At 68.7% G+C, this 16,092-nt stretch carries 14 protein-coding genes and 1 riboswitch; of the genes, 7 read left to right on the top strand and 7 right to left on the bottom strand.

Features of this window, described 5'->3' with window-relative positions:
- Window positions 1-23 precede the first annotated feature (23 nt).
- Complete coding sequence (locus tag ACFYO0_RS33160) at window positions 24-1,307, bottom strand: alginate lyase family protein (protein WP_388683508.1); 1,284 nt, start codon at window positions 1,305-1,307, stop codon at window positions 24-26.
- Window positions 1,308-1,448: 141 nt separating this feature from the next.
- On the opposite strand from ACFYO0_RS33160, the gene ACFYO0_RS33155 reads away from it, so the two are divergent.
- Window positions 1,449-2,330, top strand: a complete 882-nt coding sequence (locus tag ACFYO0_RS33155; RefSeq protein ID WP_388683506.1) for a serine hydrolase domain-containing protein — start codon at window positions 1,449-1,451, stop codon at window positions 2,328-2,330.
- Between the two features lie 61 nt (window positions 2,331-2,391).
- Here ACFYO0_RS33155 and ACFYO0_RS33150 read toward each other — a convergent pair whose 3' ends face one another.
- A complete protein-coding gene (locus tag ACFYO0_RS33150; RefSeq protein ID WP_388683505.1) occupies window positions 2,392-3,828 on the bottom strand; it encodes a gamma-aminobutyraldehyde dehydrogenase in 1,437 nt (478 codons plus the stop codon).
- Window positions 3,829-3,991: 163 nt separating this feature from the next.
- Between ACFYO0_RS33150 and ACFYO0_RS33145 the strand changes: the two genes are divergently transcribed.
- The 6 genes from ACFYO0_RS33145 to ACFYO0_RS33120 all read left to right on the top strand — a co-directional run bounded on the left by ACFYO0_RS33145 (window position 3,992) and on the right by ACFYO0_RS33120 (window position 9,930).
- The gene (locus tag ACFYO0_RS33145) at window positions 3,992-4,513 is read left to right on the top strand and encodes an Lrp/AsnC family transcriptional regulator (RefSeq protein ID WP_386346524.1); all 522 of its coding nucleotides are present in this window, start codon (window positions 3,992-3,994) and stop codon (window positions 4,511-4,513) included.
- Window positions 4,498-5,877, top strand: a complete 1,380-nt coding sequence (locus ACFYO0_RS33140) for an aspartate aminotransferase family protein (RefSeq protein WP_388683504.1) — start codon at window positions 4,498-4,500, stop codon at window positions 5,875-5,877. Before ACFYO0_RS33145 ends, ACFYO0_RS33140 begins: the two co-directional genes overlap by 16 nt.
- 383 nt (window positions 5,878-6,260) lie before the next feature.
- A complete protein-coding gene (locus ACFYO0_RS33135; RefSeq protein ID WP_388683501.1) occupies window positions 6,261-7,004 on the top strand; it encodes an ABC transporter ATP-binding protein in 744 nt (247 codons plus the stop codon).
- A complete protein-coding gene (locus ACFYO0_RS33130) occupies window positions 6,986-8,236 on the top strand; it encodes a hypothetical protein (RefSeq protein ID WP_388683499.1) in 1,251 nt (416 codons plus the stop codon). The genes ACFYO0_RS33135 and ACFYO0_RS33130 overlap by 19 nt, the downstream gene beginning before the upstream one ends.
- A gap of 103 nt (window positions 8,237-8,339) precedes the next feature.
- Window positions 8,340-8,747, top strand: coding sequence for a VOC family protein (locus tag ACFYO0_RS33125; RefSeq protein ID WP_388683496.1), 408 nt, complete (start codon window positions 8,340-8,342; stop codon window positions 8,745-8,747).
- 49 nt (window positions 8,748-8,796) lie between these two features.
- Window positions 8,797-9,930 carry an LOG family protein gene (locus tag ACFYO0_RS33120; RefSeq protein WP_388683493.1) on the top strand — a complete coding sequence of 378 codons (1,134 nt, stop codon included), beginning with the start codon at window positions 8,797-8,799 and terminating at the stop codon, window positions 9,928-9,930.
- A 32-nt stretch (window positions 9,931-9,962) separates the two neighbouring features.
- On the opposite strand, the gene ACFYO0_RS33115 is transcribed toward ACFYO0_RS33120, so the two are convergent.
- From ACFYO0_RS33115 to rlmN, 5 genes are all read right to left on the bottom strand, one after another.
- Window positions 9,963-10,766, bottom strand: coding sequence for a maleylpyruvate isomerase family mycothiol-dependent enzyme (locus tag ACFYO0_RS33115; RefSeq protein WP_388683491.1), 804 nt, complete (start codon window positions 10,764-10,766; stop codon window positions 9,963-9,965).
- Window positions 10,767-10,776: 10 nt separating this feature from the next.
- The gene (locus ACFYO0_RS33110) at window positions 10,777-11,808 is read right to left on the bottom strand and encodes an ABC transporter ATP-binding protein (RefSeq protein WP_388683602.1); all 1,032 of its coding nucleotides are present in this window, start codon (window positions 11,806-11,808) and stop codon (window positions 10,777-10,779) included.
- Window positions 11,809-11,864: 56 nt separating this feature from the next.
- Window positions 11,865-13,583, bottom strand: a complete 1,719-nt coding sequence (locus ACFYO0_RS33105) for an ABC transporter permease (protein ID WP_388683489.1) — start codon at window positions 13,581-13,583, stop codon at window positions 11,865-11,867.
- Window positions 13,559-14,644, bottom strand: a complete 1,086-nt coding sequence (locus tag ACFYO0_RS33100; protein WP_388683487.1) for a thiamine ABC transporter substrate binding subunit — start codon at window positions 14,642-14,644, stop codon at window positions 13,559-13,561. The genes ACFYO0_RS33105 and ACFYO0_RS33100 overlap by 25 nt, the downstream gene beginning before the upstream one ends.
- Before the next feature lie 92 nt (window positions 14,645-14,736).
- Window positions 14,737-14,841: riboswitch (TPP riboswitch) on the bottom strand.
- A 97-nt stretch (window positions 14,842-14,938) separates the two neighbouring features.
- Window positions 14,939-16,084, bottom strand: coding sequence for a 23S rRNA (adenine(2503)-C(2))-methyltransferase RlmN (gene rlmN, locus ACFYO0_RS33095; RefSeq protein ID WP_388683484.1), 1,146 nt, complete (start codon window positions 16,082-16,084; stop codon window positions 14,939-14,941).
- Between the last annotated feature and the right edge of the window lie 8 nt (window positions 16,085-16,092).

Raw genomic sequence — 16,092 nt, 5'->3', positions numbered from 1 at the left:
GTACGTCCCTTCCCGCACACGTGTCACTTGCTGTAAAGGAGCGTCCCGAAGCCCAGTTGGTCGAAGCCGCCACTGTTGGCTCCGTAGTCTCCTCCGCCTCCTTCGGCACGTACTTTCTCAGCCATCGCCGTGACGTGGGGGACTGAGATTCTGCGGCGCCGGGCGTAGTGGTTGTGCAAGAGCTCCCAAACCGGACGAATCTGGCCCCGGCCTATGTTGGAGATCACGGCCTGCTCGCGGCGGGCGCCCCGCGTTCCGGTGCCCCAGGTGTACTTGGTGAAGGGGACATTTCCGCCCAGGTTGTACTTCGCGACGTACTCGGCGGCCTTCATCAGGCGGTTGTTGTCGTAGCCGTAGAAGTCGACGCCCTGGTTCCACGCCATCTCGCAGATCGAGCCCATCAGGCCGATGCCCATCACGGTGTGGCCCTGGTCGCGGCCGGACTCCTGCCACTGGGCCAGGCCCTGGTTCTCGTACACGAAGGGGACGGCGTGCTTGACGGAGCCGTTGCCCTCGCCGTTCTTGAAGTACTCCACGGCTTGGTCGAACTTGGCGGTGTCGTCGCACAGGATGCCGATCGCCATGATGGCGGCGATGTTGCAGAGGTCCCAGTTCGCCCAGTAGTTAGTGATGAAGGCGCCGTTGTGGCGCTTCAGGAAGTCGTCGCTCAGCGGGTAGAAGACGTTGAGCAGCATCTTCTTGAAGCGGGACAGGTCGAAGCCGGGGTAGTCGCGCACGAGTTCGGCGGCGTTCGCGAACTCGTAGCCGTAGATGCCGGACGCCAGGAATCGGTCGGAGTTCCCGGTGAGCGTGGTGAGCGTGCCCGACCAGGCGTTGAGGATCGCGACGGCCGTCTCGGCGTTCTCCTTGGTGCCGGCGATCTTCCAGCGCAGGGCGTTCTGGTAGGCGGCGTGGATGTCGTTGAAGAGGATGCCGTAGTTCTGGCCCGCGCCGCCGCGGATGATGGTGTCCCGTGCGTTGGGCTTCCAGGTGCTCGCGGAGTGCCGGTTGGCCGTCAGCCGCTGCCAGCCCGCCAGCCAGGGCTCCGCCTTCGCGGCCACGCGCGTCCTGGCCCGGTTGAGGTCGCCGGCGTTGTGCAGCATCCCGGGATGCGCGAAGGCCGCCTTGGGGGCGGCGGTACTGGAGGTGCTGGGCGAGGAGGCGGGCGTACCGGTCTGCGCGGCACCGGCCGAGTCGCGGCCACTCAGCGAGACCGCCATGCCGCCCACCACGCCGCCGGCGGCCACGCCTCCGGCGATCTTGACCATGTTGCGACGGCTTATGCGGTGCCTGTTGTGCTCTGCCATGAAGAGCTCCTGTACGACAACGAGTCTGGGGCCGCGGCTTGTTGGTGTCAGGTGGGGCTTGTGTGCCGCGTGTGCACAGGAGACGGCGAAACCTCTTCGCGATAACAACTTTTTCACGGATACGACCGAGGACCTTAAGGGATGCCCCTGACAACACTCTTGACCACGACCAAGGTGGTCACGGCGGCCGTCGTGCTCCAGCTCGCGGCCGAGGGGGAGGTGGACCTGGACGGGCACGTCCAGACGTACCTTCCCGGCCTGCTCTCGGACGACTTCGACCCCATCACCGTACGGCAGTTGCTGACCTTCACCAGTGGCCTGCGACCGGGCATTTCACTGGGCGACGTAGACGGTGAGGGCTTCGAGAACCGCTACAGGACGTTGACGCCCGAGGAGGTCGTGGCCTCGTCCGTCGCCAAGGGGTCCGCGTTCGATCCGGGCCGGCGGCAGGTGTACGGCAACATCGACTACACCGTGCTCGGCATGCTCATCGAGAAGGTCACGAACGACTCGTACGAACACCAGGCAGCCATACGAATCTTCAAGCCGCTCGGCATGCAGAACACATCCTTCCCCTGCGGAGCCGACCCCCGCATCCACGGCCCCCACAACCGCGGCTACCAGAAACTCACCGACGGCCGCCTCGTGGACGCCACGGAGTGGAACATGTCGGACCGCTGGGCGGCAGGTGACATGATCTCCACAGCGGCGGACCTGGAACGTCTGCTCCTCGGCCTGTTCCGGGGAAAGGTCGTCCCACAGCCCTTGCTGAAGAAGGAGATGCTCACCCTGCCGAAGGTCGAGGAGAGCGAGGCGACCATGAGCGCGGGTCTGCAGTACTACAGCAAGGACGGCCTCACCCTCTGGCTCAAGTCCGGCTCCCGTCCCGGCCACCGCACGGTGATCACCACGACCCCCGATCTCTCCCGCACCCTCGTCCACTCGATCAACGCGACCGACGCGAAGGCCGTGGCCATGAACCCGGTGGAGGAGCGGATCCTCCGCGCCGCCTTCGGGTCCTGAGCACGAAAGTGCGGGCCTGCTCTGTCCAGAGCAGGCCCGCACCCCCCCGGTCCGTCGTGGGTCAGCCCAGCGATGTCATCACGTGCTTGATCCGCGTGTAGTCGTCGAAGCCGTACGACGACAGGTCCTTGCCGTAACCCGACTTCTTGAAGCCGCCGTGCGGCATCTCCGCGACCAGCGGGATGTGTGTGTTGATCCATACGCAGCCGAAGTCCAGGGACTTGGACATGCGCATCGCGCGCGCGTGGTCCTTCGTCCAGACGGAGGAGGCGAGGGCGTACTCGACGTCGTTGGCCCACTCGACGGCCTGGGCCTCGTCCGTGAAGGACTGGACGGTGATGACCGGCCCGAAGACCTCCTTCTGGATGATCTCGTCGTCCTGCTTGAGGCCGGAGACGACGGTCGGGGCGTAGAAGAAGCCCTTGTCGCCGACGCGCTTGCCGCCGGTCTCCACGCGCGCGTGGGCGGGCAGCCGCTCGATGAAGCCGCTGACCTGCTTGAGCTGGTTCGGGTTGTTCAGCGGCCCGTACAGCACGTCCTCGTCGTCCGGCTGCCCCGTCTTCGTGTCGGCGGCGGCCTTGGCGAGCGCGGCCACGAACTCGTCGTGGATGGACTCCTGGACAAGGACGCGGGTCGCGGCCGTGCAGTCCTGGCCCGCGTTGAAGAAGCCCGCGACCGAGATGTCCTCGACGGCCTTGGCGATGTCGGTGTCCTCGAAGACGACGACCGGCGCCTTGCCGCCCAGCTCCAGATGAACCCGCTTGACGTCCTTGGAGGCGGACTCGGCGACCTGCATGCCGGCCCGTACGGAACCGGTGATCGAAGCCATCGCCGGGGTCGGGTGCTCGACCATCAGACGGCCGGTGTCACGGTCGCCGCAGATGACGTTGAAGACGCCCTTCGGGACGACCGAGCCGATGATGTCGGCGATCAGGAGGGTCGAGGCCGGGGTGGTGTCGGACGGCTTCAGCACCACCGTGTTGCCCGCGGCGAGCGCCGGGGCGAACTTCCATACGGCCATCATCATCGGGTAGTTCCAGGGCGCGACCTGCGCGCAGACGCCGACGGGCTCGCGGCGGATGATGGAGGTCATGCCGTCCATGTACTCCCCGGCCGCGCGGCCCTCGAGCATCCGGGCGGCACCCGCGAAGAAGCGGATCTGGTCGACCATGGGCGGGATCTCTTCGGACCGGGTCAGCCCGATCGGCTTGCCGGTGTTCTGGACCTCCGCGGCGATGAGTTCCTCGGCCCGCTCCTCGAAGGCGTCCGCGATCTTGAGAAGGGCCTTCTGACGCTCGGCCGGTACCAGGTCGCGCCAGGCCGGGAAGGCCGCGGCCGCGGCGGCCATCGCGGCGTCGACGTCCGCCTGCCCGGACAGCGGCGCGGTGGCGTACGCCTCGCCCGTCGCGGGGTTGACCACCTCGGTCGTCCGTCCATCGGCGGCATCGCGGAACTCTCCGTCGATGTAGTTGCGCAGACGACGCAGCTCAGTGCTCACTGCCGGCCCTCCTGTCAGGTGTCCAGTCCTTGAGACACCCACCCTAGTCCGACGCTCCACGTTTTCAACACCCCCGATCGGCCCAGAGCTGCGAAATCCGCAACTACCAGCCCTGCAAACAACGGATTTCATCGAACATCCCTTGCGGAACTGCCGAGGTCTCATGCACAGTGAGCACGTGGTCAGTCGCAGCGCAGAGCCAAAGGGCTCCCGAGAAACCCGGTCGGGGAACACCACTCCCCCGCTGGACGATGTCTCGCTCGCCATCATCGAGCAACTCCAGGAAGACGGCCGGAGGCCGTACGCGGCGATCGGCAAGGCCGTCGGCCTCTCGGAGGCGGCCGTCCGCCAGCGCGTCCAGAAGCTGCTCGACCAGGGCGTGATGCAGATCGTCGCCGTCACGGACCCACTCACCGTGGGTTTCCGCAGGCAGGCGATGGTCGGCATCAATGTCGAGGGCGACACCGAGACCGTGGCCGACGCACTGAGCGACATGCCGGAAGTCGAGTACGTGGTGATGACAGCCGGCTCCTTCGACCTGCTCGCCGAGATCGTCTGCGAGGACGACGACCACCTTCTGGACGTCATCAACAAACGCATCCGGGCCCTGCCCGGCGTGCGCTCCACCGAGAGCTTCGTCTACCTGAAGCTCAAGAAGCAGACCTACATGTGGGGAACCCGATAGCCGTGAGCAAGGACCTCAGCAAAGTCGCGTACGACCACCTGTGGATGCACTTCACCCGCATGTCCTCGTACGAGAACGCGCCCGTCCCCACCATCGTCCGGGGCGAGGGCACCTACATCTACGACGACCAGGGCAAGCGCTACCTCGACGGTCTCGCGGGGCTGTTCGTGGTCCAGGCCGGACACGGCCGGGTGGAGCTGGCCGAGACCGCCTCCAAGCAGGCGCAGGAGCTGGCCTTCTTCCCGGTCTGGTCGTACGCCCACCCCAAGGCGATCGAGCTGGCCGAGCGCCTCGCCGGCCACGCCCCCGGCGATCTGAACAAGGTCTTCTTCACCACGGGTGGCGGCGAGGCGGTCGAGACCGCCTGGAAGCTCGCCAAGCAGTACTTCAAGCTCCAGGGCAAGCCGACCAAGTACAAGGTCATCTCGCGCGCGGTAGCCTACCACGGCACCCCGCAGGGCGCCCTGTCCATCACCGGCCTGCCCGCCCTGAAGGCTCCCTTCGAGCCACTGGTCCCCGGCGCCCACAAGGTCCCGAACACCAACATCTACCGCGCCCCGATCCACGGCGACGACCCGGAGGCCTTCGGCCGCTGGGCCGCCGACCAGATCGAGCAGCAGATCCTCTTCGAAGGCCCGGAGACGGTCGCGGCCGTCTTCCTGGAGCCGGTGCAGAACGCGGGCGGCTGTTTCCCGCCGCCGCCCGGCTACTTCCAGCGGGTACGCGAGATCTGCGACCAGTACGACGTGCTGCTCGTCTCCGACGAGGTCATCTGCGCCTTCGGCCGGCTCGGCACGATGTTCGCCTGCGACAAGTTCGGATACGTCCCGGACATGATCACCTGCGCCAAGGGCATGACCTCGGGCTACTCCCCCATAGGCGCCTGCATCGTCTCGGACCGCGTCGCCGAGCCGTTCTACAAGGGCGACAACACCTTCCTGCACGGCTACACCTTCGGCGGCCACCCCGTGTCTGCCGCGGTGGGCCTCGCCAACCTCGACCTGTTCGAACGCGAGAAGCTCAACCAGCACGTGCTCGACAACGAGAACGCATTCCTGACGACCCTGCAGAAGCTGCACGACCTGCCGATCGTCGGCGACGTCCGCGGCAACGGCTTCTTCTACGGCATCGAGCTGGTGAAGGACAAGGCCACCAAGGAGAGCTTCACGGACGAGGAGTCGGAGCGCGTGCTCTACGGCTTCGTCTCCAAGAAGCTCTTCGAGTACGGCCTGTACTGCCGCGCCGACGACCGCGGTGACCCGGTGGTGCAGCTCGCGCCGCCGCTGATCTCGGACCAGTCCACGTTCGACGAGATCGAGTCGATCGTCCGCCAGGTGCTGACGGAGGCGTGGACCCAGCTCTGATCTTCCTTCTAGGTGATCAACACCGGCCCCGGTGGAGCCCGTTCGAGTGAGAACGGGTGGCCCGGGGCCGCGTGCTGTCTGTACTCACGCCACTGACTCCCTAGCGTGCCCATTGAATCCTCCCCCTCGTGGCCGAGGGGGATTCCTGGTTCACGCCGCTCGGTCGCTCGGCGAACGATCGAGTCTTACGCGATCAACACCAGCCGGGTTGAAACCAGCCCGGACGGCATAAATGCCTAGGAGGTAGCGCGTGCTTGGTTCTCGCGACGCACTGCCCACGACGCACCCTACGCGTGACCGGGGCCGTGACCGAATGCCCCTGCCTTCGTTCCCTCGTACGGGGGACTCAGCACGGCATTTCTGATCGAACCGAGGTGTACGCGATGATGGCCCCGCCGGACAACGACGTGCTCTGGGCACGCGCTCTGCATGTCAAGCACAACGGCTCCCCCGCGCTCAGCGGCGTCTCGCTCGGGGTTCGCGTGGGCGAGATCCTCGCCGTCGGCGGCCCGCGCGGGAGTGGCAAGACCACGCTGCTGAGGTGCCTGTCCGGGCAACTCCTGCCGCAGCAGGGGGAGGTCTGGTTCAACAGCACGCCCGTGCACACCATGGGCCCGCACACCCGCGAACGCCTGCGCCGCGACCGCTTCGGCTGGATCGACCCGGCGCCCGTCCTGGTACCCGAGCTGAACGCCTGGGAGAACGCCGCGCTGCCGCTGATGCTGCGCGGCGTTGGGCGCCGCCAGGCCAAGACCACTGCCCTGGAGTGGCTGGAACGCCTCGACATCGGCAGTTGTGCCCGTCGGCGCCCGTACGCCCTGCTCCAGGCCGAGCGCCAGCGCGTCGCCATCGCTCGCGCGCTGGTCCCGGCGCCCACCGTGCTCTTCGCCGACGAGCCGACCGCGCCACTGCACCACGTCGACCGCGCCAATGTCCTGCGTACGCTCACGTCGGCGGCCCGTTCGCACGGCATCACGGTGGTGCTGGCCACGCACGACGCGGACACCGCGGCCCTCGCCGACCGCAGGGTGTCCCTGCTCGACGGGCGGCGCGTGAACACCGTCCATCTGCCCGAGGCCACCGAGACCGAGTCGGAAGGCCGGGCCGCGTGCTCGCTCTCCGCCTAGCCCGGGGCGCCCGGCCCGCCGTGCAACTGCGCCGATTCCTGGTCGCGGTGGCGTCGGCGGGCACGGGCTTCCTGCTCCTGTGCGCCCTGGGGTTCGCGATGGGGCACTCGCACGATTCGTCCGGCGCGGTCATCCGGCTCGCGTGGTGTCTGGCGCCGCTCGCCGCCACCGTGCAGTTCGCGGTGGCGGTGGCACGTACCGACCCGGCCACCCGTCCCCGCCCCGGACTCTTCGCCATCGGCCTGGGACCGGGCCGGCTGATGCTGCTGGCGGCGATCTCCACCGCGGTGTCCTGCGCGCTCGGTTCGCTGGTCGCGCTGCTCTGCGTGCTCCATCTGCGCGGCGATCTGAGCGGTCTGCCCTTCGACGGCGGGGCCGCCGAACTGCTCGCCGGGAACCAGCCGTTGCCCCTCGCGGCCACGATCACGCTGCTGGCGCTGGTGCCGATCGCCGCGTCGCTGGCGAGTGCGCTGTCCCTGCGCCCACGCGGAGGCAGACAGTCCGGCGCCCGTACGACCTACGGGACCGGCACTCAGACAGGCATCACCGAAGCCAACGGCTCCGCGCTCAGCAACGCTCACTCCGACGACCCCGGCCCGCCGGTGCACCCGTACCCCGCTCCCACCCCCACTCCCACCGGCCTGCCCTGGGGCGTGGCGGTGCTCGCCGCCGGGCTCGCAGTCGAGACGTACGCGAGTCGCGGCGGCCCCGCGTCCGGTCCAGACCTGCCCGGCTCGCTCGCGGGCGGCTCCGCCGGAGTGCTCATGGGCTGGGCACTCACCACGCTGGGCCTGGCGATGGCGGGCCCCGCGCTGACCCACCTGAGCGGCCGGCTGCTCCAGGCGGTGCGGCCGGGCACGTTGCGACTGCTGGCCGGGCGCATCCTCATGGAGGAGGCGGGGCGCATCGGCCGACCGCTCGGCGTGGTGTGCGCGGTGGCTTCGGGGGCGTACGCCATGGCCGCGCTGTATACCGACGCGCGCCCCGAGATCGGGCCGCTCACCGTGCTGGGCGTGCTGCTCGTGGCGGGCTGCGCCGTCGGGACGCTGCTGACGGCCGCGGTCGAGGCCAGGCAGGACCGTACCGACACCACGACGGCACTGCTCGGGCTCGGCGCGCCCGCCACACTGCTGCGCGGCGCCGCCGCACTCCGCGCGGGCGCGCTGCTCGCCGTCCTCGGTCCGCTGACCTGGGCGATCGCGGGGCTGGCGGCAGTGCCGCTGACCGACTGATCCCCCGTACCAAAAAAGTTCGCGCCGGCCGATGAGTTTTCCACGAGGATCTGGTCCAACCCTGCGAACAACACTTCACCGCACAAAAGGGGAGAGACCGCACATGTACCAGCAGATGATCTTCGTGAACCTCGCCGTGAACGACCTCGACGCCTCGAAGAAGTTCTTCACCGAGCTCGGCTACGAGATCAACAAGCAGTTCTCCGACGAGAACTGCGCGAGCATCGTCATCAGCGACACGATCGTCGCGATGATCATGACGAAGCAGCGCTACGCGGACTTCACGGACAAGGAGATCGCGGACTCGACGAAGACCAGCGAGGTGCTGCTGTGTCTGAGCGCCGAGAGCCGCGAGAAGGTCGACGAGCTGGTCGACAAGGCCGTCGCCGCGGGCGGTACGGAGACCCGCGAGCCCCAGGACTACGGCCAGATGTACGGCCGCGCCTTCGACGACCCGGACGGCCACACCTGGGAGATCATGTGGATGGACCCGGCGGCCGTCGAGGGCTGAGGTCCAGGCGCAACGCGTTGCTTACACGGCCACTCCTAGCATGGGCGGGGTGCAGACTATGCCCGCCCATGCGGCCCACCACCAAGACAACGAGATCGAGACCCTCGAAGAGTTCGACGCGATCGTCTCCGCTCGCGGCACGCTCGCCGGATTCCGCGTCCAGGCAGTTGATCTGACGGACCGTACACGGGAGTTGCTCACCACCGACACCGCGGGCGCCGTCTTCCTCGGCTGCCCGATGCGGGAGGAGGCGGCGGCGAAGGTCCGCGCCGCCGGCGCACTCGTCTTCCCGCCGGTCCCAGACTTGCCCTTCGACCCGTACCGCGGTCATGTCTACACGCCCGGCGAGCTGTTCGCCTCACTCGACAAGGGCTACGAGCAGACGCCGGACGCCCTCGCCTACGCCTGGTTCCAGCACACCAAGGCCGATGGCGACGTCTACGCGTCGATGCTGCGCTCCGTCCACGACGACTCCGTCTCGGACGCCCTGGACGAACTCCTGCGCGGGACACGGGTGGTGGGCGTGATGGGCGGCCACGCGATGGCCCGGGGAACTCAGGCGTACGAGCGCGCCGCGCGGCTCGGGCGTGCGCTGGCACGGGCCGGTTTCACGGTGGCGACGGGCGGCGGCCCGGGAGCCATGGAGGCGGCGAACCTGGGCGCGTACGCAGCGCCGTACGACGACGCGATGCTGGAGGATACCTGCCAACTCCTCGGCAAGGCGCCGTCTTTCACGCCCTCGATCACCGACTGGGCGCGGTGCGCCTTCGAGGTGCGCGAGCGCTGGCCGAAGGGCAACCACTCGGTCGGGATCCCCACCTGGTTCTACGGCCATGAGCCGCCGAACGCCTTCGCCTCCCACATCGCCAAGTACTTCGCCAACGCCACTCGCGAGGACGGCCTGCTGGCCCGCTCGAACGCGGGCGTCGTCTTCCTGCCGGGCGCCGCCGGGACCGTACAGGAGGTCTTCGACAACGCGACGCCGAACTACTACGAGTCGCGCGGCGAGCCCACCCCCATGGTCCTGGTCGACCGCGTCCACTGGACGGAGCGGCTGCCGGTCTGGCCGCTGCTCCAGTCGCTGGCCAGGAACCGCTCGATGGAGCCACGGATCGCCCTCGTGGACCATGTCGAGGAGGCACCGGAGGCACTGGTCCGGCTGGCTCGGACAACCGTCGGCTGAAGCCGAGGGCGGGCCTGGGCGGGCCGCATCTGTCATTCGAATGTGGCCCGCTCCAGCCAGAACCCCAGCAGCCCCGGTTCGCCCAGGACCTCCAACTGCCCTCCGCTCAGCGGGAGTCGGCGGTAGAAGGCGAGCAGCACCTCGGTGAGCGGCCCGCGCAGCGCGACCGTCGCCTTCTCGTGGCCGCGGCGCCAGGTCACACCGTCCTCCGTGAGCACGATGAACCACTCGGCGTTCAACTCGGCCGGGGTGTCGGTCGCGTGGAGGTGGATGCTGCGGCCCGGCCCGCGCAGCTCACTCGCCGCGTCCTCCGGCATCGCCCGCTGCGCGTACTGGACGATCTGCAGCCACTCGTCGATCGCGTCGGCGGCCAGCTCGGGCGCGACCTCGTAGCGCGCACCGGCCGCGATCGCCGCGTCCGCCCGGTGGATCACCGTCTCCAGCGTCATACGCCGCGCCCAGAAACCGGCTGTCCGCTCCCAGGACCAGGTCCAAACCGCGGTGTCGGGCCCGGCGGCGCGCAGGGTCGCGGCGGTCTTCTCGGCACCCTCGGCCAGCCAGGCGTCGAGGGCCGCGAGATCGTCGTCCTCGGGCTCCGCCAAGCCGGACACCGGCGATTCCGGGACCTCCTCGGTCGCCCTGGTACGCACGATGTGCTCGGCCCAGCGGTGTGCGCCGCCCACGTGCACGGCAAGTTCCCGCAGTGTCCAGTCCGGACAGGTCGGGACGGTCACGCCGAGATCGGCGCCGTTCAAGTGCTTCCTCAACAGCTCGGTCTGCGCGACGATCTCATCGCAGTAGCGGTCATGCCCGAGGTCGATTCCGAGTGGCGTCATACCCGGCACCCTAGGTCGCCTGCTCCTGGTCCAGCACGACGATTTCTGCCGAGTCGAAGGCCACCCCGACCTCGTCGCCGGGCTCCGGTGCGTCCCGCAGTGCGCACGCCGCCTCCAGGCGCGGCGCGCCCTCCGGCTGCAGATGTACGGAGACATGGGTGCCGCGGAACGTGCGCGCCGCGACCGTACAGCGCAGCCCCTCCGCCGGCGCCACGAGCCGTACGCCCGCGGGCCTGATCAGCAGCATGACCTCGCCCTGCGGGGCACCGTCGGGCACCGGAACCTTGCCCCACGGCGTGTCCGCGGCCTCCCCGCTGACACTCGCGCCGATCACGTTCTCGAAGCCGAGGAAGCGGGCCACGAACTCGTCCGCCGGCCGCTGCCACACCTCAAGTGGCGTACCGGACTGGGCGATCCGCCCGTCGCGCATCACCACGACCCGGTCGGCGAGCGCGAACGCCTCACCTTGGTCGTGGGTGACCGCGAGCACGGTGGTGCCCAACTCGCCGAAGAGTTCCCGGAGTTCGACCACGAGCCGCTCGCGCAGGGAGCGGTCGAGCTGGCCGAGCGGTTCGTCGAGCATGAGCAGCCGGGGGCGCGGGGCGAGCGCGCGGGCGAGGGCTACGCGCTGCTGCTCGCCCCCGGAGAGGGAGGCGATGGCCCTGGAAGCGGCTCCCGGCAGGCCGACGAGCTCCAACAACTCCTGCACACGTGCGCCCTGTTGGGCCTTCGCCGCACCGTGCATCCGCAGGCCGAAGGCCACGTTGCCGCCCACATCGCGCTGTGGGAAGAGCTGGTGGTCCTGGAACATCAGGCCGACGCCCCGCTTGTGCGCGGGGACCCCGCCCAGGTCCCGGCCGTCCAGGAACACCCGCCCGGAGTCGAGGTGTTGCAGACCCGCGACGACTCGCAGCAGCGTCGACTTGCCGCTGCCGCTGGGCCCGAGCACACACACGATCTCGTGCTCGGCGACGTCGAGGCCGACGGCGTCGAGGACGGTACGCCTCCCGAACCGTACGGTCGCTTCATCGAGCGTGAGCATCGCGTCCCGCTGGAGCTTCGAGTCCCGCTCGTGCATCGCATCGCGCTTAGGCATCGTCAGAACTCCCCCGTCCGGTCGGTGCGGATGCGTTCGAGCAGGAGCAGCGCCACCGCGCACACCACCATCAAGATCGTCGAAAGGGCCATCGCCTGGCCGTAGTTGAGCTCGCCGGCGCGTCCGAGGAGCCGGGCCACGGCGACCGGCAGGGTCGGGTTGTCGGGCCGGGCGATGAAGACGGTCGCGCCGAACTCGCCGAGCGAGACGGCGAAGGCGAACCCGGCCGCGATCAGCAGGGCCCGCCGCACCATCGGCAGATCGACCTCGCGCCAAACCCGCCATGGCGAGGCTCCGAGCACGGCCGCTGCCTCACGCAGCCGTACGTCCACGGCTCTCAGGACGGGCAGCATGGTGCGTACGACGAAAGGGACGCCGACCAGCGCCTGGGCGAGGGGCACCAGGATCCAACTGCTTCTCAGGTCCAGCGGCGGCTCGTCGAGCGCGATCAGGAAACCGAAGCCGACGGTCACCGCGGAAACGCCGAGCGGGAGCATGAGCAGCGCGTCGAAGCCCCGCACGAGACGGCCTGCGTCCATGGGGGTCCCCCCGTTCGAGCGAAGCCGAGAATGGGGGAGGGTGAGCGCGGCGGCCGCGAGACCGCCGATCAGCAGGGCGAGGGCGGTGGCGGCGCAGGCGTACTGCAGTGAATTGCCGACGGCCTCGATGGGCGGGACGAGGAAGACGCCGCTCTCGTCATCGGTCAACGCTTTGTAGTACGCGAATCCGGGCGCGTCCAACGAGCGTTGGACCAGCACGGCCAGTGGCGATACGAGCAGTACGGCGGCGGTGCCGAGGACCGCGGCGAGCAGCGTCCACTGCCCGGCGCCACGCGGCCGTCGCGCGGTCACGGAGGCGTCGACCAGGCGCAGGGCCGTCTCCCGGCGGCGTACCGTCCATGCGTGGACCGCGAGGATCGCCCCCACCGCCACGAACTGGATCATGGTGAGCACGGCGGCGGTGGAGAGGTCGAAGATCTCCGAGGTCTGCCGGTAGATCTCGACTTCCAGAGTGGCGAAGGTGGGACCGCCCAGGATCTGCACCACACCGAAGGAGGTGAAGGTGAAGAGGAAGACCATCAGCGCCGCGGCGGCCACGGCGGGGCTCAGCGCGGGGAGCGTGACCTTGCGCCAGGCCGCGAACCGTGAGGCGCCGAGCACCCGCGCTGCCTCCTCCTGACGTGGGTCGAGTTGCGACCAGAGGCCGCCGACGGTGCGTACGACGACGGCGTAGTTGAAGAAGACGTGCGCGAGCAGGATGGCCCAGACGGTGGTGTCGAGGCGGACGCCCCACAGTTCGTCGAGCAGACCGCCCCGGCCGATCAGGGCGAGGAACGCCGACCCGACGACGACGGTCGGCAGGACGAACGGGACGGTGACGACCGCGCGCAGGATCTGCTTGCCCGGAAAGTCGAAGCGCGCGAAGACATACGCGCCGGGGAGCGCGATGAGCAGCGTGAGCGCCGTGGAGACGAACGCCTGCCAGGTGGTGAACCACAGCACATGCCGGATGTCGGGCTGGGTGACGACATCGGTGATCCGGCCGAAGTGCCAGCCCCCGTCGGCCTCGAGGCCGCGCGCGACGATCGCGGCGACGGGGTAGGCGAAGAAGAGCGCGAAGAACACGACGGGCACGATCAGCAGGGCGAGCCGCGCCGCGTTCTTCCCGGGAGCCGGTGTCATGGGGCGTCCGGCCCTTACTTCAGTACGAGCGACGTCCATGACTTGACCCACTGGTCACGGTTCTTGGCGATCTCCTTGGGCGCCATGACCTCGGAGTCCTCCGCCGGCGCGCCGTACTTCGTGAACTCCTCGGGGATCTGCGCGTCCTCGCGCATCGGGTACACGAACATGTTGAGCGGCATGTCGGCCTGGAACTTCTTAGAGATGAGGAAGTCGATGAGGGCCTTGCCGCCCTTTGCGTTCTCGGCGTTGCTGAGCAGTCCCGCGTACTCGATCTGCCGGAAGCAGGTGCCGTAGGCGACGCCGGTCGGTGCGGTGTCCGGCTTGGGGTCGGCGAAGACGACCTCGGCGGGCGGAGAGGAGGCGTAGGAGACGACGAGCGGCCGGTCCCCCTTCGCCTTCTTGCCGCCGGCGGACCCGGAGAACTCCTCGTTGTAGGCCTGCTCCCAGCCGTCGACGACCTTCACGCCGTTGGCCTTGAGCTTCGTCCAGTAGTCCTGCCAGCCGTCGCCGCCGTATTTTGCGGCGGTGCCCAGCAGGAAGCCGAGGCCGGGCGAGGAGGTGGAGGCGTTCTCGGTGACGAGGAGGTCCTTGTACTCGGGCTTGACGAGGTCGTCGAAGGACTCCGGCGGGGTCAGGTCGTTCTCTTCGAAGTAGGCCTTGTCGTAGTTGACGCAGATGTCGCCGAAGTCGATGGGCGTGACCCGCTTCTTCTGCTGGTCGATCCGGTACTCCGGGGGCAGCAGATCGGAGTTTTTGGCCTCGTACGCCTGGAACAGGTCGTTGTCGAACGCCCGGGACAGCAGGGTGTTGTCGACGCCGAAGAGGACATCGCCCTGCGGGTTGTCCTTGGTGAGGATCGCCTTGTTGAGGGCCTGGCCTGCGTCCCCGTCCTTGAGGACCTTCACCTGGTAGCCGGACTGCTTCTCGAAGTCGCTGATCACGCTCTCGGACGCCGCCCACGAGTCATGGCTGACGAGGGTGACGGTCTTGGACTCCGAGGCCCCTTCCCCGTCCCCGGAGCCGGACGACGTGCATGCGGACAGCGTGACCAGACCGAGCCCGACGGCCACGGCCACGAACTTCTTGGTGGTGCTCACTGGATCCCTCCTGGGGATGACCAGAAGAGACGCGGCCCTGCCCGGCACTCTCGGAGAACTCCCGAGGCTCCCGGGCAGGGCGCAACAGCTGGCTCGAGTGAAGACCGAACTTCCTACCCAGAATGACCTGGGCGAGGTTCAGAGGGTCTGCGGCCGTGCCGCACTCTCAGCGCTGTGGCGCTCCCCTGTCGGATTTTGCAGGTATGAAGGTGTGTACGGAGGTCAGGGTACCGCCTGATCCGCCCGTGCCCACCGCTCGGCGGACGCTGTGATCAGCCCGTGCCCTGACTCCCGTCAGCGCTGGGTGGCCGCGAGCTGTCCGCACGCCCCGTCGATCTCCTGGCCACGGGTGTCCCGGACGGTGACCGGCACCCCGTGCGCGGCGATCGCCTCGATGAAGGCCTTCTCGTCCTCGGGCCGGGAGGCGGTCCACTTGGAGCCGGGCGTCGGGTTCAGCGGGATCAGGTTGACGTGCACGGGCTTGCCCTTGAGCAGCCGGCCGAGCCGGTCGCCGCGCCACGCCTGGTCGTTGATGTCCCGGATCAGCGCGTACTCGATGGACAGCCGGCGCCCGGACCTGGCCGCGTACTCCCATCCGGCGTCGAGGACTTCCCGCACCTTCCAGCGCGTGTTGACGGGTACGAGGGTGTCGCGCAGTTCGTCGTCCGGCGCATGCAGCGAGATGGCGAGCCGGCACTTGAAGCCCTCGTCGGCGAACCTGTGGATTGCGGGGACCAGTCCGACGGTCGATACGGTGATGCCGCGCTGCGACAGCCCGAGGCCGTCCGGCTCGGGGTCGGTGAGCGCCCGTATCGCCCCGACGACGCGCTTGTAGTTGGCGAGGGGCTCGCCCATGCCCATGAAGACGATGTTGCTGAGCCGCGCCGGACCACCGGGACTGTTTCCATTCTCGGGGGACGACCCCCCAGACCCCCCGAATTCGCCGTCCCTGAGGGCCCGCATGCCGTCGACGATCTGGTGCACGATCTCGGCAGTCGACAGATTCCGGTCGAGCCCGGCCTGTCCGGTGGCGCAGAAGGGGCAGTTCATGCCGCAGCCCGCCTGCGAGCTGATGCACATGGTGACCCGGTCCGGGTAGCGCATCAGCACGGACTCCACGAGCGTCCCGTCGAACAGCCGCCACAGGGTCTTGCGGGTGGTGTCCTGGTCGGTCGACAGATGTCGCACGACCGTCATCAGCTCGGGAAGCAGCGCCTCCTGAAGCTTGGCGCGCGAACCGGCGGGGATGTCGGTCCACTGCTCCGGGTTGTGCGCGTACCGCGCGAAGTAGTGCTGCGAGAGCTGCTTGGCACGAAACGGCTTCTCACCGATCGCGGCAACGGCTTCCTTGCGCTCGGCGGGCGAGAGATCGGCAAGGTGCCGCGGCGGCTTCTTGGCTCCGCGGGGGGCGACGAAAACGAGTTCTCCGGGCTTAGGCATGGCCATAC

Origin of the sequence: Streptomyces sp. NPDC006365, from assembly GCF_042870755.1 — a bacterium.
GTDB lineage: Bacteria > Actinomycetota > Actinomycetes > Streptomycetales > Streptomycetaceae > Streptomyces > Streptomyces xiangluensis.
Note: the sequence above shows the minus strand (reverse complement) of the source record. Positions and strands in the feature narration are given on the sequence as shown.